The following is a 23405-nucleotide window of genomic DNA, read 5'->3' as shown; positions in this document are numbered from 1 at the left end:
TTAAATTTGATAATCCTTATTTTTCAGCGATACGAATATCATTTTCTGCATTAACAATATGTTTTCGCCATGAGAACTCTTGATCAAATTGATAAGGCATTGTTGATACGTTATATTTTTCCATGGCTTGGGTATAATCCTTCCAATGTTGTAGTGCATTCTTTAGATGTGAAACTGCTTCTTGTTGAAGTTCGTCATTTCCGCTGACTCTATACTTTTGAAGCGCTACACCTCCACGTATTTTATCGGCAAAGTATAAACCGAAATGGCCCCAAGCATCAATATCGTTTAACTCGATCTGCAATTCTTGGGATTGATTTTCATTCTTTATGCTATTGGCAATTTTCTGTGCTTCATTACTTTCCATTTCTGTATTATCGGCTAGTTGCAATGGTGTAATCTGATCATCTTTGAAGTATCCTTTTACGAAATCGGAAATGTTTACATAGGAAGAATCCAAAACAGGATGGGTCATCATCTTTTCTATATCAATGAATTTACCTCCAACAGTGGTCATCCCCTCAGTATACAAGGTGGCATCCCAGGTACCACGAAAAAAACTAGCAAAACGATTGGCATTCTGAGAGGCCATTTTCCAAGCTGAAATCAGTTCCGAGGCATCTTCCAAATCGAATTTTTTGGCCAAGGCCTCTGCAAAATAAGAGTCCGGTGTTATTTTATTATAGAGTAGATTACCCCAAACCTTATAGAATAACCACTGCCGTTCATAGGCATAGTCCCATGTTTGAAATTCCTTTTTGGTGATGTAATCCTTAGCAGGAATATAAGTCTCCGAGCCAATAATACACCCCCCAATATAATCTTGGCTGTTGTGTTGTATAAAATCTCGGATAAAATCCGGTTGCGCCCAACGCAGTGCGAAAAAGTCCTCATTGCGCATAGTCCACACCCCTTTATAGTTCTTAGGGGCTGGTTTCCAATAGGTATCCGTTAAAATACCCCCATGTACAATAGATACCTTGGGAGACGAATGGGCATGCGACCAGTTGAATTTAAAACCTAAGAGTACATCATCTTCCAATCCAATATTTTCTATGGCTTCACGTGTCAATTTTTCGGCGGACACACTTGTTGTGCCTTCACTGCTTTTTCCGGCTGAAAGTGGTGCCCTATAAAACAATTTCACTTTTCTGTCCGCCTCTTTTATCCCTTGAATAAGGGTACGGTCTATCCAATCGCGGCGCTCTTCCGAGGTCATTCCACCCATACGCTCGCCCAAGGTAATACCGATTCCGGCCAAATCTTCATATTCATTAATGGTATTGGTAACCATTTCTTTGGTATACTGCTCTATAAGTTCATTCGTTTCTCCATCGCCCCAAAAACCACTATCTTTAGAATACTCGGCTACGTTGTACTCTTTGCTGAATTCCTCCGAAACAAAAATATTCCAGTTAAAAATATAAGGGTCGATACCACGGGCCTTGGCCATTTTGAATAGGCTTTTCCAGAAGATTTGCCATTCTTCCATTTCCGCTTTGGTAAAAGGCGATGCTTTTGGAAAGGCTTCGGATTGTACCATGAACATGTACGGATGTAAATTCCAAAGTGTAAGTGTATTGAATTTATTCTCGACCATCATGTCCAAGAAAGACTCCCAAAACTTTAAATCACGACAAGTCTCGTAATGAAGGGACAAGTTTTCCCCGCTACGATAGGAGAACCAGGGCAGGTTAAATTTAATGGCCCTAAATGGATAATGAGCGGCTATAGATTTTTCTTCGACAGCATACCAGTCAATACCTTTTTTCAATTGGTCGGCTATGTCCAATACCCCATAAAGCGCTCCTCTTGAATTTTCTGACGAAAGTATTAGTTTTCCGCCCTCCTTTTGAATTGAAAAACCATCGTTGGCATCCTTTTCCTTGGATGTGGAGGTCTTCACGACGAATTGGGCCTTTTCTGGGTTTTCGGAAAAAACCAAATTGAGTTCATGGCCTTTTAGATTATTCTGCAACTCGTCAAATGCGTATGCCGTTTTTTTCCTTAAATCATCCTCCATAAATACCGTTATAGTATCGGATCGGTTCTGACAGGACCAGAAAAGCACCAGTACAAAAGGAAACAAAACTTTTTTCACACTTATTTCTTTTGAACCCAAACCACCCAATCCTTATCTTGCTCCTTCTTTACAGGAGGTTTGCCAAGTGATTGATTTCCTGAGCCGGATATTGATTTGATCTTTCCTTTCTGTAATGCTCCACCTTTCCGTGGATTATACCAAGAAACCTCATAATCCCCATCTGAATTTCCTAAGTCCAAGGTTGATTCACCCCCATTTTTCAGATACACTACATAACTCTCCCCAGTTTGGGACAAAACGTAATCGCCTTCTGAGGAGATAAGGGAATCATTGGATTCCATATTCCAAAAGGGGATATTGTTTTCATTAAAAAAATCAAGGCATATTTTTCCCTGGTCCCAGAAAAGGTCTCGAGAGCGATAGTCTTGACAGGTTAAATCTGAATGTGGGTGCTTATAACCGAAATACCATTCCGTGCCCCATGCACCGGCCATCATGGCGCCCCAAAGTCCATTTTTCCGTGCATCATTGTGCTCTGGGTCTTCCGTATCGGTAATCAAGGAATGTTGGGCATCCCCAGGTTCATCACAGGCAACCGCCCAAATTTTACCAGCTTTTTTGGATTCGTTCAAAATCCTTAAAACAGATTTGTGAACATTACTGAAATCAGCTTTATTGGTCTGTAAGGAGGCTCCCGTAAACTTTGTGTTCGGACCATAAATTTCATCGTACCATGCTCCATTATGGATAACAAGGTGATGCTTATAAGGATCCACAAAGGAAATGTATTCGGCCAATCGAATTCTTTCCGCCGCATCCAATGGAAAAGTCGGCGGTGTCTCGGTCCAATCCCCCGTTTCCTCGGCCAAGTTCCAATTCATGGCCAAATGATGTCCGAAACGTGCAATGAGCTCACGATAATATAATTTAGTATACAATCCGGTACCCCCATTGTCCAATAGGCCCTGGTTTTCAAACTCCAAGGTTTTAAAATGCAAAAACATACCTAGTTTATCGCCGTGTTCAAAAAGAATTTCCCATTGATCCAATTTTGAAGTATCAAAGCGATCCCAGGTATCGTAATCTATATAGGGGAAAACATTTTGATCATCACCTTCAATATTCATGGTTAAAAATGAAAAAGCGTTCATTCCCTTGGAAGCCAAATAATTGATTGCTCCTATAATCTCTTTTCCTTTGCCACCCTTCCAAATAGGGTCACCTTCTTTCCAGTCTTGCCGATGAGCTTCCCATTTTTTTATCAAGTCATCTTTATGACCATCATTTTTAAAAGTACCGTCAAATTGATCGTAGGCCAAAAGGTTCTCCGGGGCATCGGACCCACATTTTAAGAAATATTCACCATTCTGAAATTTTAGGTAACGCTCGCCCACGTATTGCAACCTTCCCTTCCCTCTGAAGTCCCTTCCGGTTTTGTCCGTTTTGTTGATGGTGAAACTGCCTGTCTTGCCATCCATATATTCTGCGCTCTTTATCTTTTCCGATGAACGTACGGCGGCCCATTTTCCTTTTTTGAAATCTACCTGATACGTCCATTCTCCTTCTTTATCCGGGGCAAAATGGACTTTCCAAATATTTCCTGCTTCGGCACCTGTATTGGCGGCATCCCCATCTGCCGCATAGTACCCTGGGATTACAAATTTTTCCTGTGATGCTGAGTGCGTGAAAGTGACATTTAAACGATAGTCTAAAAAAGGATTTTCCTCTGCTTTTTCCGAAGTTTGTGGTCCCTCAAAGACCAGTGTTACTTTATGCCATTTTTTGAGCTCGCCTTTAATCTCTTGGGCCATTATAGTATTCGGCGTCATAAATAAAAGCACTAACAAGCAAGCTGCAATCTTTACGTCTTTAATCATTTTATTTTTATTTTTTTAAATGTTTATTTGTTCTTTATTCAATATTGGCTACCATGGAATTGGCTCTCCCTTTTCTGATAAAAAACTACCTGTTTGTTCAAATGTTAACCGTTCTATGGTTCCTGTTATATTGCCAATAGCTTCATCAATTGAAGTGGGAGCTTCGTCACCGCCCATCTTTGTTTTGACCCATCCAGGATTAATAACAAATACCATAATATTTTTTGTTCTCAGTTTTTCGGCCAAGTTCACAGCAATACTATGCAAGGCACATTTACTTGCAGCATAAGCATCCAAACCATGGTTAAGATTACTCTTTTTTTCCAATGATCCCAAACCGGAGGACACCTGTATCAATTTAGCTCCTTTTTCCAAAAAAGGCAGTAACGCTTGCGAGATCAGCGCAGGTCCTATGGTATTTACCCTAAAATGAGCTTCAAATGTAGCCTTGGTCCATTTACCAAATTCCTCTTCCAAGGAAATACCTGCATTGTTAATGGCCAGAAGAAAGGTAACGCCCATGCTTTGTAATTGATCCACAAGTTTCAAAATAGATGCCTCGCAGCTAACATCCAACTCCAATACCGATAATTGATCGGGATATTCTTTTTTAAGCCGTAATAACTCCCCTGCCCTATCTGGATTTTTGGCCGTGGCTATAACTGAAAAGGTTTTTTTTAAATAATGAACTACATATCCCAGGCCCATACCACGATTGGCACCTGTTATGAAAACACTTTGGGAGAAGTCATTTATTTTCATATTCCCTAGGAGATAAAACTTTAAAAGCACTGAAGCATCAATAAGGACAATACCGATGCTATTGTCCCTATATAAATGAATAGAGGAATTTACGATTCTTTTACCAATTCCACATAGGTATAATACACACCATATGTTTCATTTTGTATAATAAACTCCGTTTTAAGCATCGTTTTTCCCGGGTTCAATTCAATTTCGAAATCAATATACTCATCTATAGGCGCGACATTCTTTTGATAGGATTTACCGAACATGGAAATTTCAATTTTCTGGACGTCCAAGGATTTATATTCGAACAGTCCTTTTGGATTCTGTTCTGGAATACCGTTAATAGTACCTGGACATTCCATTGGCCAACGTCTACATCGAATTCTATAGGTTCCTTTTTTCATTATTTCTATGGGATGCAATGCATTTTTGTTCTTGATCCCAGCAGTAATTTCATCCTGCATCCATATTGGGCCATCTTCACCTAAGGCATGTTGTATGGTAAGTGTCGTTGTCTTTTGTAGATTACTACCCACCTTTTTGTGGGCCAATTCCTGATATTCCTTTTTTTGTATGGCCTTGGATATAAACGTCTTGTTATCCGATAGAAGTTGTTTTACCACCTCCGGATAGTCTTTGGCAATATTATGTTCTTGCTTTGGATCGGTTGTGATATCATATAGTTGTGACCCGTTCAACAAACGCCATTTTCCGCGCATTACACAAGAACCCTCGATAGGTTCAGGTTGGCGATAATCCTGCCGATGGTGAACAAAAACTGTTCTTTCCGATATCTGTTTGTCAGGGTCTAAAAGTACTTCTGAAAGATCAATGCCATCACCCTTAAAACCTGTTGGTAGTGTCATATTGCAAAGACCTGCAAGCGTTGGTAATACATCTACATGGGAAGTTAGGTCGGTCAGATTCTTACCGTCCTTTATCCCGGCCTTGGGCCATCGAATGAAAAAGGGGACCCTATGGCCTGCTTCCAATTTATCAGATTTTCTTCCCCGTAATCCCTTGTTCCAACCCAAACTATAGTCTTCGCTTACCCCGAATTGACTACCATTATCCGAACAAAATATTAAAATGGTGTTCTCCAACAATCCCATCTCCTTAAGTGCTCTATCCAGTTTACCAAAATTATCATCAATGTTGGTAATCATACCGTAAAACTCGGCACTGGGTATATTCTTGTTGACCAAGCTATCATAAGGTCTGGAATAACGTTCCTCTACATAAAGTGGATGGTGCGGTGCATTCGTTGGAAGGTAAATGAAAAACGGTTCGTCTTTTTTGTCCTTAATGAATTTTATGGCTTCATCAAACCAAATATCGGTACAGTAACCCTCAAATTGTTTTGGTGTGTTATTGACTAGATACGTATCATCAAAATAGTTGTTCCCCCAATAATCGGATAACTCGCCTACCCCGCCCGAGTTATGATGAACTGCAATATCAAAACCTTTGTCCATTGGTCGCGATGGATAGTTATTTCCAAGATGCCACTTACCGAATAGTCCGGTAACATAGCCATTTTGATCAAATATTTCCGGCATTGTTATGGACGACCCATGTAACATATCCCTTCCCTTGAAAGTTGCCCAAACCCCATTATTTATGGGATATTGGCCCGTCATCAAAGCAGATCTTGTGGGCGTGCATAAGGGACTCACATGAAAATCGGTAAGCCGTACAGACTCGTTAAAGAACTTGTCTATATTAGGCGTTTTTATCCAAGGGTTTCCATGAGCGCCCAAATCGCCGATACCTTGGTCATCGGTCATTACTAAAATCACGTTGGGACGTTTGATTTCGGAAGTGAAATCCCTTTCTTGCTTTTGAGGCCCGGTACAGGACAAACTAACTAGAAGCAAGAAGTAAACCATTTCCGATCGAAAAAATTGCATAACCAAAACTATGTGTTACATCTGTCCATTGCCATAAGCTATAACCAAAATGCCGAGAACCATACAGCCAAGACCGGCATATAGAATTTTCCGCGCTTTGGAAGAGGCCCGCACCCACTCATGGGTTACTATTCCACTTATAATGGCTGTTGCCACAGAAGCGGTGTTGAAAATGGCATAACCCACAGTATTGCCCGAAGCACCTAGTTTAGAAGCGGCATAAGCAAAAAGCGCGGATGCTGCGTAATGGAACACGGCCATAATCAAAATTAGGAAGAGGTTTTTACTAAAAGAAGATATTTTAAAATGGCCCCAAGCATTCTTCTTGTTCAGTTGCCAAAGAAAATAAGCGGTCATTACAATCCCTCCGCTAATAAAAATTGGAAACATTATGGCTACCGCGGTTATCCAATCAGGGTTACCTTGGGCAACACTTGCCTGGTGCAGATAAGGCCTGCCTACGGCATTGGCATAACTAAAGCCTGTAGCCAAAAGCCCTCCAATTACGGCAATTAAAATTCCCGTGGCCATTGAGCCTTTTGAAGTATCGACTTCTTGTTCCCTATCGGATTTCTTCTCATCTTTTTCGCGAATCAAACCAGCTTTTCCATTAAGGACGATTCCCAATAAAACTATCAGGATTCCAATGGCTATAAAAAGTAGAACGTTTGCTGGGGGAATTCCATCAACAATAAAAGGCAACAACGAACCTACCAATATGACCGTACCGATAAATATTGAAAAACCGAGAGAAAGTCCTATGTAGTTAATGGCCTTGCTCCACATCATGACACCGATTCCCCACAGAAAACTAGCCAGACCCATTTTAATCCAAATATCGGTCGGCATATTTCCAAATATGTCCCCAAAACCATTTATCAGTACTACGGAAACAATACTGGGTACTACAAACATGGTCAAGAGAAAAAATAGGCTCCATGTATTTTCATATTTGAACCCTTTTGTAAACTTTTCCGGTAGGGCATAGAGCCCCAGCATAAGGCCAGCAAAGATGGCCCATAAAACTCCTTCTATCATGGTTTGATATTTATGTTTCGTTTAATTTTCCTAATCCACGAGGTTTCTAAAACCTGTCAGGTCTACCTCCATTACCATCCAAACTTAAAAATGGTAGTGCTCGCAAAGGACTCCCCTTTTTTCAAGATGCTTTTTGGCGAACCGAGAAGGTTAGGCCCATTGGGATACCTATGGGTCTCACAACAGAACCCCCTGTACTTGCCATATTGTTGCCCTGATTCCCGCTTCAGTTCATTAGAGGTATATTTGCCTGTATAAAAGAGCATGCCCGGTTCGGTTGTGGATATTTCCAGTGAACGACCACTTTTAGGATCTTTTATTTCAGCTACCTTTTCCAAATCAAAACCTTTGTCCTCAAAAAGGTAATAATGTTCAAACCCATCTCCCATGGCCTTGTGGACATCACCAATGGTCTTAGGGTTACGAAGATCATCTAAAGAACCGGCCAATAGAACGTTTTCATTGATCCCGGCACCCGAACTGTCCCAAATTTGCTTTTTATCCGAATTTATTTGGGCGTTATGCCCTTCTACAGTTTCTGCAAAGCCCGATAGATTAAAATACGTGTGGTTGGTCATCGAGAATGGAGTATCTTGATCCGAAAGTGCTTTGTAAGCAATTTGCAATTGATTCGCATTATCAAGTGAGAAAACAACGTTAATGTATACGTTTCCCGGAAAACCCTCTTCGAGATGTCCGCTACGGAGCTTCATCTCTAATTGGGATGTGTTTTGATCAAATGGCTTTACCTCCCATATCTTTTTATCAAACCCTTCTGTACCTCCATGTAAATTATTGGCCCCACAATTCTTTGCCAATTGAAATTCCGTACCGTTTAGATTGAATTTGGAATTCTTTATTTGCGAGCAATATCGCCCTATGGTCCCACCAAAATACGGAGCGTTTTCTTTATATTCCTTTGAAAAGTAATTTTCAAAATTATCGAAGCCGCAAACAACTTCCTCTGGACCTCTTACTTTTCCCGGTACGGTTATGGATGTAATAGTCGCCCCATAGTTGGTGATTTTAACACGAATGCCATTGTCATTCTCCAAAGTGTATAGTTGTACTTCGTTTCCTTCCAGGATTCCAAAATGTGTTTCGACAATTTTCATTCTTCCCTTCTATTGTTTGTGGGAACTTAGTTTGGCCCAATCGAATTCAACACCAACTCCCGGAGTATCAGGGGCTACGGCCCTATGATTTTCAACCACCAAAGGCCTGTGGGTATACTGATCTATAGGGAAACTATGCACTTCCAGCCAGCCCGAATTGGGTTGGGCGGAAACCAAGCTTACATGTAGTTCCTGCATACCATGGGAACATATGGGGATGTGGTTTTCGTTTGCCAATTGGGCAACTTTTAACCAGCCCGAAATCCCGCCACAATTGGAGGCATCTGGTTGCAGATATGAAAGTTTTGCTTGCTCTACCGCATATTCGAATTCATGAATAGTATGAAGATTTTCGCCCATGGCCAGGGGAAATCCGGTGGCATCAACAATCTGGGCAAATCCCTTGTAGTTATCCGGAATTATAGGTTCTTCAAACCAAGTAATATTGTATGGCTTGAATCGCTTAATAGCCTCGATAGCCTTTTCAACACTCATGGAGTAATTGGCATCCACCATAAAAGTAATATCAGGACCGATATATTCCCGTACCGCTTTTATCCGTTCAATATCCTCGTCCAAGTTCTCTCGACCTATCTTTATCTTTACGGCATTAAACCCCGAGGATAAATAACCTTCCATTTTCTTTAGAAGTTTGGGAATAGGAAACTGCAAATCAATTCCGCCACAATACGCCTTACAGGTATTCCCAGCACCTCCGGCCATTTTCCATAATGGAAGTCCAGATTTCCTGCATTTGATGTCCCACAGGGCAATATCAATAGTTGAAATGGCAAAGGAGACAATGCCGCCCCTCCCAACATAATGCATATGCCATTCCATGAAATCATAGAGTGCATCTATGTCATTGCCGTCCTTTCCGATAAGGGCCGGAGCAATATCATGAACGACCATCGCTTTTATGGCCTGCCCACCCTTTCCACCGGTATACGTATAACCCGTTCCCAGAGCGCCATCTTCCAGTTGTATGGTTGTCGTAACCAACTCAAAATGGGTATGGTCTCCATGTTTGGCATCGTTCATAACCTCTGGCAAAGGCACTCTGAACAGGTTACAGTCAATGGTCTTTATCCGTGTAAACATCTAGGCCTTATGTCTGATGTAAAATGTCTTTTTTTCCAAATACTGCTCGAAACCATATTTGCCGTCTTCGCCACCACTTCCCGATAATTTATGCCCATTGTGAAAACCTTGATGCTGTTCCCCATGACCACGGTTTACATAAATCTCACCGTATTCCAATTCATCATTGCACTTCATGATGGTGTTCATATCATTTGTAAAGACCATGGCCGCTAGACCGTAATCACAGTCATTGGCATAGCCCATGACTTCATCAAAGGTCCTGAACTTCAAAACTGGCAAAATAGGTCCAAAGGACTCTTCATGAACTATGGTCATATCTTGTGTTACATCGGTGAGTACGGTCGGTTCAAACCAAAATCCCTTTTCGAACTGATTCCCTTTGGGGCGTGCACCCCCGGTAGCCAAAGTGGCTCCTTCCTTTAAACTAACAGCAACGAGGTGTTCCATATGTTTTAATTCCGCCGCATTGACCTTCGGCCCCATATCCGTTTCCTCAAGCATCGGATCGCCTACTTTTAGGGCCTTTGTTTTCGTAATAAATTTTTCCATAAAGACATCATAGATATCTTCATGAACATACATTCTTTCATTGCAGGTGCATACCTGTCCGCAGTTATCGAAACGGGAATGTAAGGCCGCGTCAACGGCTTCATCCAAATCGGCATCCTTAAAAACAATAAATGGTGCTTTACCCCCCAGTTCCAGCTGCACATGGGTCAAGTTTTGGGCCGCGTTGCGCGCTATTTGTTGTCCTACGGGTGTAGAGCCTGTCATGGTCACCATTTTGGTTATGGAACTTTCTACCAATGCATTGCCCATAGCTCTACCAGGCCCTGTAAGGATATTGAGAACCCCATTGGGCAGACCCGCTTTTATTGCCAGATTTCCAAGCTCCAAAGTGGCCAATGGTGTTTCGGAAGTGGGTTTGATCACTAATGTATTCCCAGCAACCAGGGCAGGGCCTAGCTTGCGCCCTGCCAAAGCAAACGGAAAGTTCCATGCGGTTATGGCGACTACTACGCCGCGGGGTACCTTTTGAATCCAAATCTGTTCGTTTGGATTGTCCGAAGGAATAATATCTCCTTCAATTCTTCGGGCACCCTCACAAGCGTATTCAATAAATGAGGCCGTCACTGCTACTTCCATTTGCGCGACCTTTAGCAATTTGCCCTGTTCCTTTACCAAGAGCTCGGCCAAATAATCGGCGTTCTCCTTGATTTCATCGGCTAGTCTGTATAAAATTTCGGCACGTTGGCGCGCTGGTAGTTTTCGCCAAGACTTTTGTGCCAGCTCAGCCGCTTCCAACGTCATTTGAGCTTCCTCAATAGTACCGTTCTGCACTTTGGCCACTACTTCCTCTGTGGAGGGATTGATTACATCAATGGTTTCTCCGGAAGCTGAAGGAATCCATTTTCCATCAATGAATAATTGGTATTCTTTGATTTTTGACATGATATATATTGATTCGGTTAATCTTTTATATTCCCGATCCGTTTGGATCGAAATGTTCTTGATTTATCTACCCATCCATCCACCATCGACCAGCATGGTGGTTCCATTCATGTAATTGGAAGCATCTGAGCATAGAAATACGATAGGCCCCTTGAAATCCTCAGGTTGGCCCCAACGACCTGCAGGGATACGAGCTAAAATGGAATCGTTCCTTTCCGGATTGTTCCGTAAAGCCTCCGTATTATCGGTACTGATGTAACCCGGGGCAATAGCATTTACATTGACTCCCGTACCGGCCCATTCGTTGGCAAAGGCCATCGTCATTTGTCCTATGGCACCCTTACTGGCCGCATATCCAGGAACGGTAATTCCACCTTGAAAAGTCAACAACGAAGCGGTAAATACAACTTTCCCAGCACCATTTTTAACCATTTCCTTTCCTATTTCCCGGGTAAGAACGAATTGTGCGGTCTGATTTACCTCGATTACCTTATCCCAATACTCATCAGAATGTTCTACTGCCGGTGCCCTCAAAATTGTACCTGCGTTGTTTACCAAAATATCGATTTTTGGAAAATCGTCCTTCACTTGCGCAATGAATTCATATAAGGCCTCGCGGTTTCCAAAATCGCAAGTATAGGCTTTGAATTTTCTTCCAATTCCCTCTACCTCTTGTTGCACGATACTACCATGTTTTTCCAAAGAGGCACTTACCCCAATGATATCAGCGCCCGCCTCGGCCAAGCCCAGTGCCATAGCCTTTCCTATACCGCGTTTACATCCGGTAACGAGTGCGGTTTTTCCTTTGAGGCTGAATTGATTCAATACGTTCATCTTAATATTTTTAATGCCATTCCAGTTAAAATCGGAATCCTTTTGATTATTACTAAAATTTACTTTACAATGCTTTTTTTACATAAGTTTCAAATCTTTTGATATAATCCCAACCATCTTTGTGGTCAAAGCACAATCCCCATTCCAAAGCAGCTAACGGAGCTTTTTCAGTATCCAAAGACCTCGCCAGACCCGCTGCATGAGGTGGTTTTGTACGCCCACCGATATGTGACCTAATTTCAAAATTAATTCCATCTGGAGACCACTGTATCGTATTGTTTTCAGGTCCATCGGAAGTCAACATTGCCGCGATTCCATTTTGGTACGGCCAAACACAGACTTCATGTCCACTATTGGTCACAGGGTTGTAGGACGACTTCTTGTATGGGCCTGTAATAATATCCGCGATGGCCACACCCCATTTGATTTCGCGGCCTCCCAAGGTGTGACCTTCACCCATACGTTCACCCTTGTAATAGAGATAGAACTTATTTCTATAAAACATTAAACAGGGGTCATGTACTTTTTGACTATCGAAATCGCCTTTTTCGACTACTAGAAAACGGTTGTCCTCTTCACCTAACCATTTTCCATTGGTGGCTGGAGATAGAATTGGCTCAGCTAACTTTTTCCACGGTCCTTCGGGAGAATCGGCTATTGCCATTCCTATTTGATTTTTTACACGATTCGCATAAGGGGCTTTCACCGTCTGATATACGAGATAATACTTTTCCTTATGTGCCAATACTTCAGGGGTGAACACGGCACGATCGTCATATGATCCTGTTTCTCCTCGGCCAACGGCCAAACCAACATCTTTCCAAGTATAACCGTCTTTTGACTTTGCACACCATACTTCCGATAAGTCCCATGGGAACACTTTTTTTGATGGGTCACCTGTATTAAATCCAAATGACCTTCCAAAGCTTTTTGTATAGTAGACATAGTATGTTCCATCAACTTTAATTACAGCGCTTGGATCCCTTTTAATAGCACCTTCCTCTAACCCTAAATCTCCTTTTATATCCGAAATGCGAAACTTGGTCCACCATTCCGGCCCTGCATCATAACCCATTTCAAGAGCTCTCTTGGATGCGGCACTAAGGCTGTCTTTGTTTGTAATTCCTAATTGTTTTACGGTTTTCTCCGAAAAAGGAATATCGGTAACTGCTTTCTCCTTCTTTTCCTTGGAAGTGTTACAAGAAATACCAATGCAAAGTAGTCCCAAAACTAAAACCGTATATTTTTTCATTTCTTTGTCCACTCCTTTTTAAGCCTGGCAATCCATAAGCACTTTCATACCGTCAGGATTGTTATCAATATTCTCAAAAACCTGTTGAATGTTGCTTAATGGTTGTACGTCCGTAATCATTTCCTCAAATGGTAATTCATTGGCGGTAATAAGGGCAATCGCCTTTTCATAGTCCTCCTTTTCGTAAACCCTTGCGCCGATCAACTTCAATTCCTTCCAAAAAAACTTGAAGAGGTCAACCTCTCTTTTCTGTCCGTGAATAGCGACCATCAAAATACGTCCACGTATCCCTGCAATTTCCGTCATAACATCCAGTGCCGGCTGTACTCCGGCCACTTCAAAGACTACATCCGCTTTGCGACCTTTTGTCCGTTCCTGAACGTAACCGATCAGATCTATTTTTGTAGGGTTCACTGCGTTTAATCCCAATTCCCGGGCCTTTAAAATCCGATTTTCATTTACTTCGGAAACAATGACATCTGCCCCTGTCTCCTTGGCGACCAGAGCAACAAGAAGACCTATAGGTCCACCACCTAGAACAACGGCCGTCTCCCCAGCTACCAATCCGCTTAGGCGTACGTCATGTACCGCCACGGCAAGCGGTTCTATTAAAGCGGCCAATTTTAAATCCGTTTCTTGTTTCAACTTGTGTAGGGTAAAGGCCGGTACATTCCAATATTGTTGCATAGATCCCGGACTGTCGATACCAATAAATTTTAAATCCTCGCAAATATGATTGAAGCCCTTATCGGAAGGTTTTACACCCCGATCATCCAAAGGCCGTACTACAACTTTTTCCCCAACGGAAAAGTCGGATACCCCTTCGCCGATAGCATCAATGATACCGGACATTTCATGACCAATAGTGACCGGAACGTTCACCCGCTTGTCCATCATCCCGTGATAAATGTGTACATCCGTGCCACATACACCGGAATAAGCCACTTTGATCCTCACCTCTCCTTTTGAAGGTGTCTCCATTTCCCTTTCTATGACTGAAAAGGTTTTATTTCCTTGGTAAACCGTTGCTTTCATCTTCTGTCTTTGAATTTTTATGCTTCTATGCTCACTATTTTGATGCTTCCCCTTTGGCCGTATGTGAGGTTCTACGCCTTGAAGTAAACCGCATAATACTTTGCTCGTCCCCATTATTGTAAATATGTGTAAGCCCCCAACGAAGAATCTCAGTAGGTTCCTTTTCGTTATCGGCACTTCTATTTAGACCAATGGCATGTGGAGCATCCTTTATGGAAGACACGATTTCAAAATTAATTCCATCGGGAGCCCATTGAATCGTGTTTTTTTCCGGCCCATCTGTGGTAATCAATGAGGCAATACCACCATTATAAGGCCAAACACAGATTTCATGCCCGCTATTGCTAATTGGGTTGTACGGGGATTTTACGTAAGGTCCTTTGGGATTATCGGCAATGGCGACTCCATGCCGTATTTGCCGACCGCCAAAGGTAATTTGTTCGCCCATTTGCTCTCCTTTATAATAGAGGTAGAATTTCCCTTGATATGGAAGTATACATGGGTCGTGTACCTTATGGCTGTCAAAATCTCCTTTTTTTTCCACCATAAAACGATTTTGTTCCTCTCCTTTCCACACACCGTTGTCCGCAGGGCTTAAGATGGGCTCTTTGCTCTTGGTCCAAGGTCCATCCGGCGAATCGGCCCACGCCAAACCAATTTGATTCTTGACCCGAACATTGTACGGCGATTTTACCGTTTGGTAGCAGAGGTAATATTTTCCATCATTCTTCATAATTTCGACCGTGAAAACCGATCTATCGTCATATTCCCCTTTTTTTCCTCGCGCCACGGCCAATCCTTCTTCTTTCCATGTAATCCCATCTTCCGAGGTGGCATACCAAATGTCGCAGCGGTCCCATGGAAATACCTTATCATTTTCTATATCTCCACCAAAGCCTTGGGTAGGGCCGGTACTTTTTGAATACCACACATAGTATTTACCATTTTCCTTGATCATGGCACTTGGATCGCGGCGAACAACTCCTTTTTCATAGGCTAAATCGCCCTTTAAAGGCTGTGGCCCACTGAATTCTATAAACCACTCGTTACCAATATCCGGCCATTGCAAAGCTCTTTTGGAAGCAGCGCTCAAAAATTCTTTGTTGGTAATACCCAAATGGTCGATTTGTTTATCGGTAATCTTCATTTTATGTTCGGTTGCGGATTCAACTTTGTTTTCACTGGGTGGTTCTGACGTTGAATTGCAGGAAATTAGTAAAACCGGACCAGCTAAGAGTAACATTTTTTTAAATAGTGTCATATTGGTTATTTGCAGTTTATTGTAATTATTGCCAAAAATTGCTATTTCAGATTCTTTAAAAAGAGGGGTACTCTTTCTTTATTCCGATTACACTTTGAAGTATTTAGAAACTGTCATTTTCAACGCTCCAAAGTATGATTTTAGACTGTACAATCATCCAAAGATCACTAGACAAAAACTGTACAACGCTTGATTGGGATAAGATATCCAGTCCTTACATACTTGCAATGTATTCCTCAAGATTTATACTTCGGTCCAGGCCCATTTTTTTTCTAAGTCGATAACGTGCGGTATGTACGGATTCAACGGATATTCCCAGAAGTCTTGCCATATCCTTACTGGAAAAATTAAGCTTGATCAAGGCACAAATTTTTTGGTCGCTTTGCGTGAGCTTAGGATATCTTTGAATCAATTCTTTGTAGAATTTTTCATTGACTGCGGTGAATCGTAGTTTGAACTCTTCCCAGTTACTAGTATTGCTCACAGAAATGGATTTAAGTACTTGATTCAGTTCCGAAGCCTTTACACTCTCTCCATTCTTTTTGAGTTTATCTTTCAACATTTGCAAAAATTCATCTTTCTCTACTAGCTGCAGGGCAGATGTGGCAAGTTCTTTGTTTTTGAGTTCCAAGAGTTCTTCCGCCTTTTGTATCTCAAGTTCTTTATTACGGCGGATCAGTTGTTTCTCCGCCTTATGCTTGGAGCGAAGGTGCTTTACATAGATAAGGCCGATGATTATTAAGAAAATTAAGCTGCCTAATAAAATGATTCGCTGAAGCAAGGAAATTTTATCCTCCTGTTCCAATTGTTCCAAACGCTGTTGCTGTATCAATTTTTCCTGGCGCTCCTTTTCCCGGCGAAATTCATCCTTTATTTCCAACAAGGGCTTATTTCTCTCACTGCGACTATCAAAAAATTGGGCATCAAGATTTTTTGAGGCCCGTTGGTTTTCAAAAGCATTTTGATAGTCTCCGGTCTTTAGATATAAATCGGATAACCTTTCATAAACCAAAGGTGTAAAATCTATATGACTATTATAGGTGTCTGAAATTTCCAGTGCTTTGTTATAATAGGATTCACTTTCCTGAAAATTCGATACGCTGCGGAACATATCTCCCCAATAGGTATATACAAGAACCAAATATGAAGGTAGGTTCTCCAAAAACCAAGGTTCTACTTCCTTCATGATCTGCAAGGCCTCACTGGTCTTTCCTTCCTGACCCAAAATAAAGGCTTTTTCAAACTTTAGAGAGGCCATATTTACCTGTCCAGGAACATTCTTATAGTATGTAAAGCAACTATCCAGATAAATCTTAGCCGTTTTGGGCTCATCCAATTCCCTATAGGTATTACAGAAGGCGTAGTAGTTCTGTACCAAATAGGCCTTGTCCATTTTTCCGTTGCTCACCAAGTTTTTGTTGATATCCAAAGAGGTCTGCAAATATTTGAATGCATCTTCCCTACGCTTGTAAAAACTGTACATGCGGCCCAAGCGATAGTAAATAATAGCCCTTAGGGAATCGTTCTTAATGTTATCCGACAAAAAAAGAACATCCCAGAAATAATCATATGATTTGGCATAATTGGCTTGATGCCCATAAACATCGGTCATTTCCAACAATGCATTTATCGCTTGAAGGGTATCGCCGACAGATATGGATTCATTATAAGCCTCCTGTAATAGGATCACTGAACTATCCGGGTTTTGATATCTCATCACTTTGGCAGTGCCCACAGCGTCCAATAAAGGTCTATCGATACTGTCCTGGGTATGCCCAACCCTTAGAAAGAAAAAACAGTACAACCAAAAAATAACAAGAGATGGGTATGTTTTTTGGTTTCGGAACATCAAATCAATTTTCTACCTTAAAAATATCATGGTAGTCATTATTGTTGATTACCATCAACAATTTATCCGTTGGAGTATTTAATGTAATCATATTTCTAACGTCTTTATCCGCAAAAAAACCAGATTCAGAATTTGGGATTAACACGAAACCTCCTTGACCGTCTCCCTTCAGGAAAGAGCCTATACCGGCATCGGCACGCGTAGTCTCCACCTCCGATTGATAGTTGTTTCCGGCGAGAACTAAATCTTTGTTCCCATCAGCATCAAAATCATCGAAAAGTACGCTGTTTATTGGTGATTGCTGTACTTTATTGTTAAACGGTCGAAAAGAAAAAGAATCGTTTCCTCCATTGATAAAAATACCTGAACGAAATTCCGTAGCTTGGTAGTGCAAGGCATTTTCCAAACGTTTTCCAACAATTCCCTCAAGATCTTTGCTGGCAAAATCCGTATAGGTGGGTATCTTACTCGCTAAATGTGGTAGCTGCTGGGTCATGCAACTCTTTCCCCGAACAGGTACCTGTTTGCCATTGTACTTTTTGGCCAAAACAACATCGACCGAACCATTAAAATCAAAGTCGGTGGTATATACATCGAAAGGCTCTTCCTTAGATGCATGAAATTTATAGTTCAAACCTAAATTGCCTGCGATGATATCCTGATCACCATCATTATCAATATCGGCTACAAGAAGTTCATTCCACCACCCCTTAACAGCCGACAAACTGTTATAATCACTATTTTTGACCAATTTGTTACCTTCATTTATGAAGACCTCAATACCCATCCATTCCCCTGTAACAATCAAATCAATTTTGGAATCGCCATTAATATCCTTCCAAACGGCATCGGTAACCATGCCAATGGTCTCCAATTCCGGAGCCAATTCCCTTGTGGCTATGTCAAAAGTACTCCCGTTATTTAGAAGTAAATAGCTTGTAGGAGCATAGGGATATTTTCCAGGAATCACTCTTCCACCGACGAATAAATCAATATCGCCGTCTTGATCGTAATCGTTTTGGACTACTACGGAACCCGAGGTCAACATGTCCGGTAGCTGATCAGATTTGGAAAAATCACCTTTACCATCGTTAAGGTACAACCGATCCTGTAAAAGTCTGGGGTTTTGATAGTATTCATAACTGCCGCTAACCACGTATAGATCCAGGTCACCATCACTATCAACGTCCAAAAAGGCAGCGGCCTGATCTTCATGCTGAGCGTCACGCGTAAAAGCACTTATATTTTTAGATCGAAAAGAGCCGTTGGGTCCTCCTAGTAATAACTGTCCGGATTGTCCGCGACCTCCTCCGATATAAACATCCTCTAAACCATCTCCATCAACATCAGCTTTTGCAACGCCCGGACCGGTCTGAGACAATTTATGGGGCAACAACACCTGTAGATTGTAATCGTTAAAATAAGGGTCTATGTGCTTATGGGCAGAAGGTAGTTTTGAAAAAAGTGACTTCGTCGGTAACATATCATCCTCAGTTTCATCAACGGCATTGGCATAGTCAACGGTAAGCAGTTGATTAACCGTAACCTCCGTAAGCACTTCTTGCTTCCCGTCGGGCCATAGAATTATCAACTTTGTTATCTCATTCTCTTTTTCTATTCCGAAATGTAAGACATTGGAAACCGACGACAGAAATCCCCTTGTGTTTATCAATTGCCGAACTTGACACTCATTATCCTTCAGGTATACTTTGGCGATGACTCCCAGGCCATTTGGGTTTTTTTCAGGCCCCTTGAAAGACAATTTTAGAAAATTGCCTATTTCCAAGTCCGAAGCATTGTTCTTTAACAGCGTTGCCTTTTCGTTAATGTTATTTACCACAACATCCAAATCGCCATCATTATCCAAATCGGAATAAATCGCTCCATTGGAAAAAGTAAGAATAGAATCTGCCCAATGTATGGAAACGTCTTCATAGGTGGTATCACCATTGTTTTTAAAAAAATAATTGTTCAGCTTTTGTTGCGGAAGTATTTTGGCAAATCTCAAAAAATCCTCGGATGTCGGTTTACGCCCATTTTCACGGAGTATCTCCAGAATTTCGTTGTTCTTATCGCGGTCAATGACATCTCTGAAAACCCCATTGGTAACATAAATATCATTGTATCCATCCAAATCGAAATCAGCTGAGAGTAGTGCCCAACTCCAGTCCGTATTGGCCATTCCTGCCATTTTTGAAATTTCGCTGAACGTCCCATTACCATTGTTCAGTTGTAGCATGTTGTGCATGTACTGATAGTGGTATCCTTTTTCCACCATCAATTCAAATTGGTCCACCGAGGTCATGGCCATGGTAGTTTTTGAACGGACATAATCCTCCGGATTCATATCCAAGGTCATCAAATCCAATAGTCCGTCGTTATTAATATCCGCCATATCACTTCCCATACTATTGAAGGACATATGTTTGAACAGTTTGTCCCGGGATTCGGTAAACGTACCGTCTCCGTTGTTGATATAGGCCAAATCGGGCACATTGAAGTCATTACAAACATAGACATCCAACCAACCATCGTTGTTCAAATCCCCAACTTGAGGGTTCAATCCAAAACCGATATCATATTGAAGTCCGGCTTTATCCGAAACATCGGTAAAATGACCTGTACCATCATTGTTATATAGCCGATCAGACCCCTTTAACTCCAAAGTTTTAGGGTCTTTTTGAATTTTGTCCAAATCAAGGACCTGTGTTCTACTTGTAATATCGGGAGTGTTGGAAACATATACATCCAAATCATTATCCTTGTCATAGTCAAAAAATGTGGCTTGTATAGTCCTATTTGCATCCGCTAGGCCTAATTCCTCGGCGCGTTCGGTAAAAGTAAGGTCGCCATTATTAATATAGAGCAAATTTGCAAACTTGTTGTTACCATCCTTCCAACCTCCACGGGACACATAAATATCTAAAAATCCATCGTTGTTGACATCTACCATGGTAACCCCAGTGTTGAAGCCATCATTTTTCGAAATACCGGCTCCAAGGGAAATTTCCTTGAACTTAAATTCCCCGAGGTTTAAATACAACTTGTCCTCCGATGAATTTGAAGTGAAATACAAGTCAACCAGCCCATCATTATTAATATCCCCGGAGGCTACACCCCCTCCAATGTAGGTGTACATGTATTGGTAATAATTTGATTCCAAGGTCTCTTCCAATATGTTTACAAAATCGATTCCAGATTGACTCGAGGATATCGAAGTAAACAATTTAGGTTGCATTTTGGTCGCCTGAGAATCTATGAGGCCTTCTTTCGATTCATCACAAGCAATGATCATTAAAACAAGAAGAAAACTCCATGCTCTATGATGCCATAATATTGTTAAAAAGCATAGATGTCGGGTCATGTGCATACGTCAAGAATGTAATTCGATTAATGTACCTAAAATACGAAGTTTTTTAGGGGAAACCATCAAATTTCATTGGTAATTTTCGCTAATCAGGTATCAAAAGGATATATGACCATTGCAGCCGGACCGGCAACAAAACTTACCGCTATGGCTTAAACAAAAATAGCTCGAAATTTATATACTCAATCCTTAAAAGGAAGCCTTATTAATTTGTTGCTAAAAAGAAAATAATTAGCTTCGTTTATCAAAAAAATAGCAGTATCCCATAATTTCATTACTTAAAAATGATATATAAAAAACGAGCTTTTAAAATCATAATTTGGGTTCTTATCATTGGTATTTCCAGTCCTTTTTTTGTCCACTACTATTTAAGGAATACTTGGGAGGATTTTGTAACTGAAAATGAGCTAACAGAATTTGTAACAAAAGTAAAGTTCGCCGAAGAATTGCCGGATAAGTTTTACCAATTGTATGAACAAGAACATGGCAATATTCTATCCCATAGTTTAAATAGACAGATATTAAATGGTTTGATTTCAAATGATTTTACCAAAAGCCCTAGTCTTTTGGCCGCTATGATTTCAGATATCAGTAGACAAGATAAAGACAGTTCAAAAATATCCAACCGTAAAGCTTACACTTTAGCTTGGAAACTGGAAGAAGAAACGACTCAGAAAGAGTGTCTTAATTGGGTTTTAGAGAACTATAAATTTGATCTATATATTCATGGAATACAAGAGGTTGCCAATTTTTATTTCAGAAAAGGCGTATCGGAACTTAGTGATAGGGAACTAAGTGATGTAATCGCCTTAATGAAAGAACCCAGTATAGTTAATGTTCCCGATAGATCTGAAGAAGATATGCGCTGACAAAGTCATTTAGTTTTATTCTCCAGTTTCACCCAAGAAATATCTTTTTTATTGGATATGTCCGATTCTTCCGGTCCAACATTTAAATTAAAGGAACCTAAGAACACATCTAAATCTCCATCCTTATCATAATCCGATACATCCAAGGTCTGCCATCTAAAATCCGGAAGCCTATGAATATATTTTGGTTCAAATTTTAATTCTCCTTCATTCGACAAAAACTGAACACTTTTAAATTGCGAATTTGAAAAATCACCGAAATTAGAAACTGTCAAAATATCTGTATCGCCATCCAAATCGAAATCTTCTGCCCTAATTCTGCTAACCCCATGAATAGGTAAAAAATAGTCTTCAGAGAATTCTTTATCACCTTTATTTAGCAAGACCCTTACTCCATGGAAATTTTTAAGCACTGTTGATAAATCTGAATTATCTCCATTGCCAATGATAATATCCTTAAGGCCATCACCATTCATATCCCTTAGCTGAAAATCTACAAATCCAAAAGCTGGCTGAAATTGAACTGCTTTTTTGCCGATAAAAGAATTGTTTTCATAATCCCAAATCATAATCAATTCATGTTCCTGGGCAAATAAAACTACAATTTCATTCTCATCATCATCATCCATATTGGTTATTTCAACTTTTATTGCCCCGGATATTGGATGAATTACCCTTTTCTTATATGTGCCATTCCTTAAATTTTCAAACAAAGAAAAATCTCCAATATTGTTTCCGTAGCTACACACAAATACGTCATCATATCCATCTAAATTTATGTCGTAAATCAAAAAATCAACAGGTCTAATCAATTCTTCTATAACATTATTTCCAATCTTCAGTTTTCCTTTTGCCTCATCTGAGGGGTTTAGATTACCGATTGTCAATATATAATCTAAAGAATCCTTAAATACTATTTTAATTGGTGGGCTATCTAACTCTTCCGAGTTAAGTATTTCCCCATTAGTATCCAACGTTAGCAATGTTGAACTACTACCATTCCCTAAAAACAAACTTCCACTTTTTTCATTATAAGTGGTCATGGTAATTAAGGGTAAAGAATCAAGCGAAAAAATATGAGGCTCAAAAACATTGGTATATCCTTGGTCTTCGATTAAATATTTGGGGATACTGCTCTCGGATTCATTGATGTAATAATGTACTATCTTATCCCAATCTTCTTGCGCAATTGTTGGTTTTAAATTTGTATTGGATTCGGTATCCCCATACGTATATATGGGTCCATGTGACATTCCCATTAATAAACCCATATTGGGCAGTACTTTTTCGCCCCATACCCTTCTGGGTAATATTTGAGGATCTGGATACATATGACATGAGGCACAATTAGTTTTCGCCAATTCTTTCCCTTCAGCATGTTTGTTTTCAGTGGTACAATTTGCCAAAAACAAAAAAAATCCAATACCCAAAACGATGTGAGAAATAGAAATGTTCTTTTTATTTATAATTGAATCGAGCATTTAAAAATATTGCATTTAAGCTTGTATTCGAATAGGCAAAATCCTAGAACAACTCCGAGGGCAAACCGTTTTCTTTTAGGATACTCTTTTTAGACATGCCTTGAATTGGCTTTCAAAAATGACCTGTCTCCCGTGTTGCTAAGGTACATAGTTTGTAAATGAAGTAA

At 40.6% G+C, this 23405-nt stretch carries 16 protein-coding genes; 1 reads left to right on the top strand and 15 read right to left on the bottom strand.

Going from position 1 to position 23405, the window contains the following annotated elements:
• Window positions 1–16: 16 nt before the first annotated feature.
• From D7Z94_RS08245 to D7Z94_RS08180, 14 genes are all read right to left on the bottom strand, one after another.
• Window positions 17–2101 carry a hypothetical protein gene (locus tag D7Z94_RS08245; RefSeq protein WP_147415851.1) on the bottom strand — a complete coding sequence of 695 codons (2085 nt, stop codon included), beginning with the start codon at window positions 2099–2101 and terminating at the stop codon, window positions 17–19.
• Window positions 2102–2103: 2 nt separating this feature from the next.
• The gene (locus D7Z94_RS08240; protein WP_120711092.1) at window positions 2104–3921 is read right to left on the bottom strand and encodes a DUF5060 domain-containing protein; all 1818 of its coding nucleotides are present in this window, start codon (window positions 3919–3921) and stop codon (window positions 2104–2106) included.
• Between the two features lie 48 nt (window positions 3922–3969).
• The gene (locus D7Z94_RS08235) at window positions 3970–4683 is read right to left on the bottom strand and encodes an SDR family NAD(P)-dependent oxidoreductase (RefSeq protein WP_120711091.1); all 714 of its coding nucleotides are present in this window, start codon (window positions 4681–4683) and stop codon (window positions 3970–3972) included.
• A gap of 89 nt (window positions 4684–4772) precedes the next feature.
• Window positions 4773–6581 (bottom strand): arylsulfatase, encoded by a 1809-nt coding sequence (locus D7Z94_RS08230; protein ID WP_120711090.1) that lies wholly within the window; start codon window positions 6579–6581, stop codon window positions 4773–4775.
• A 15-nt stretch (window positions 6582–6596) separates the two neighbouring features.
• Complete coding sequence (locus tag D7Z94_RS08225; RefSeq protein ID WP_120711089.1) at window positions 6597–7619, bottom strand: L-rhamnose/proton symporter RhaT; 1023 nt, start codon at window positions 7617–7619, stop codon at window positions 6597–6599.
• A gap of 71 nt (window positions 7620–7690) precedes the next feature.
• Entirely contained in the window at window positions 7691–8734 is a 1044-nt protein-coding gene (locus D7Z94_RS08220; RefSeq protein ID WP_120711088.1) for an aldose epimerase family protein, read from the bottom strand.
• Between the two features lie 9 nt (window positions 8735–8743).
• On the bottom strand, window positions 8744–9835 hold the full coding sequence (locus D7Z94_RS08215) for a mandelate racemase/muconate lactonizing enzyme family protein (protein WP_120711087.1): 1092 nt from the start codon (window positions 9833–9835) through the stop codon (window positions 8744–8746).
• Entirely contained in the window at window positions 9836–11290 is a 1455-nt protein-coding gene (aldA, locus tag D7Z94_RS08210; RefSeq protein WP_120711086.1) for an aldehyde dehydrogenase, read from the bottom strand.
• A 63-nt stretch (window positions 11291–11353) separates the two neighbouring features.
• Window positions 11354–12124: an SDR family oxidoreductase gene (locus tag D7Z94_RS08205; protein ID WP_120711085.1), complete on the bottom strand. Its 771-nt coding sequence runs from the start codon at window positions 12122–12124 to the stop codon at window positions 11354–11356.
• Between the two features lie 64 nt (window positions 12125–12188).
• Window positions 12189–13376: a glycoside hydrolase family 117 protein gene (locus tag D7Z94_RS08200; protein WP_120711084.1), complete on the bottom strand. Its 1188-nt coding sequence runs from the start codon at window positions 13374–13376 to the stop codon at window positions 12189–12191.
• A gap of 18 nt (window positions 13377–13394) precedes the next feature.
• Entirely contained in the window at window positions 13395–14411 is a 1017-nt protein-coding gene (locus D7Z94_RS08195; RefSeq protein WP_120711083.1) for a zinc-dependent alcohol dehydrogenase, read from the bottom strand.
• 34 nt (window positions 14412–14445) lie between these two features.
• Window positions 14446–15558, bottom strand: a complete 1113-nt coding sequence (locus tag D7Z94_RS08190; protein ID WP_245967192.1) for a glycoside hydrolase family 117 protein — start codon at window positions 15556–15558, stop codon at window positions 14446–14448.
• A 328-nt stretch (window positions 15559–15886) separates the two neighbouring features.
• Window positions 15887–17521 carry a hypothetical protein gene (locus D7Z94_RS08185; protein ID WP_120711082.1) on the bottom strand — a complete coding sequence of 545 codons (1635 nt, stop codon included), beginning with the start codon at window positions 17519–17521 and terminating at the stop codon, window positions 15887–15889.
• Window positions 17522–17525: 4 nt separating this feature from the next.
• Window positions 17526–20747, bottom strand: a complete 3222-nt coding sequence (locus D7Z94_RS08180) for a VCBS repeat-containing protein (RefSeq protein ID WP_245967161.1) — start codon at window positions 20745–20747, stop codon at window positions 17526–17528.
• Between the two features lie 425 nt (window positions 20748–21172).
• Here D7Z94_RS08180 and D7Z94_RS08175 point away from each other — a divergent pair, with 425 nt between their 5' ends.
• Window positions 21173–21757 (top strand): transglycosylase domain-containing protein, encoded by a 585-nt coding sequence (locus D7Z94_RS08175; protein ID WP_120711080.1) that lies wholly within the window; start codon window positions 21173–21175, stop codon window positions 21755–21757.
• Window positions 21758–21762: 5 nt separating this feature from the next.
• On the opposite strand, the gene D7Z94_RS08170 is transcribed toward D7Z94_RS08175, so the two are convergent.
• Window positions 21763–23238, bottom strand: a complete 1476-nt coding sequence (locus D7Z94_RS08170; RefSeq protein ID WP_120711079.1) for an FG-GAP repeat domain-containing protein — start codon at window positions 23236–23238, stop codon at window positions 21763–21765.
• Between the last annotated feature and the right edge of the window lie 167 nt (window positions 23239–23405).

Origin of the sequence: Ulvibacterium marinum, assembly GCF_003626755.1 — a bacterium.
GTDB classification, from domain to species: Bacteria; Bacteroidota; Bacteroidia; order Flavobacteriales; family Flavobacteriaceae; genus Ulvibacterium; species Ulvibacterium marinum.
Note: the sequence above shows the minus strand (reverse complement) of the source record. Positions and strands in the feature narration are given on the sequence as shown.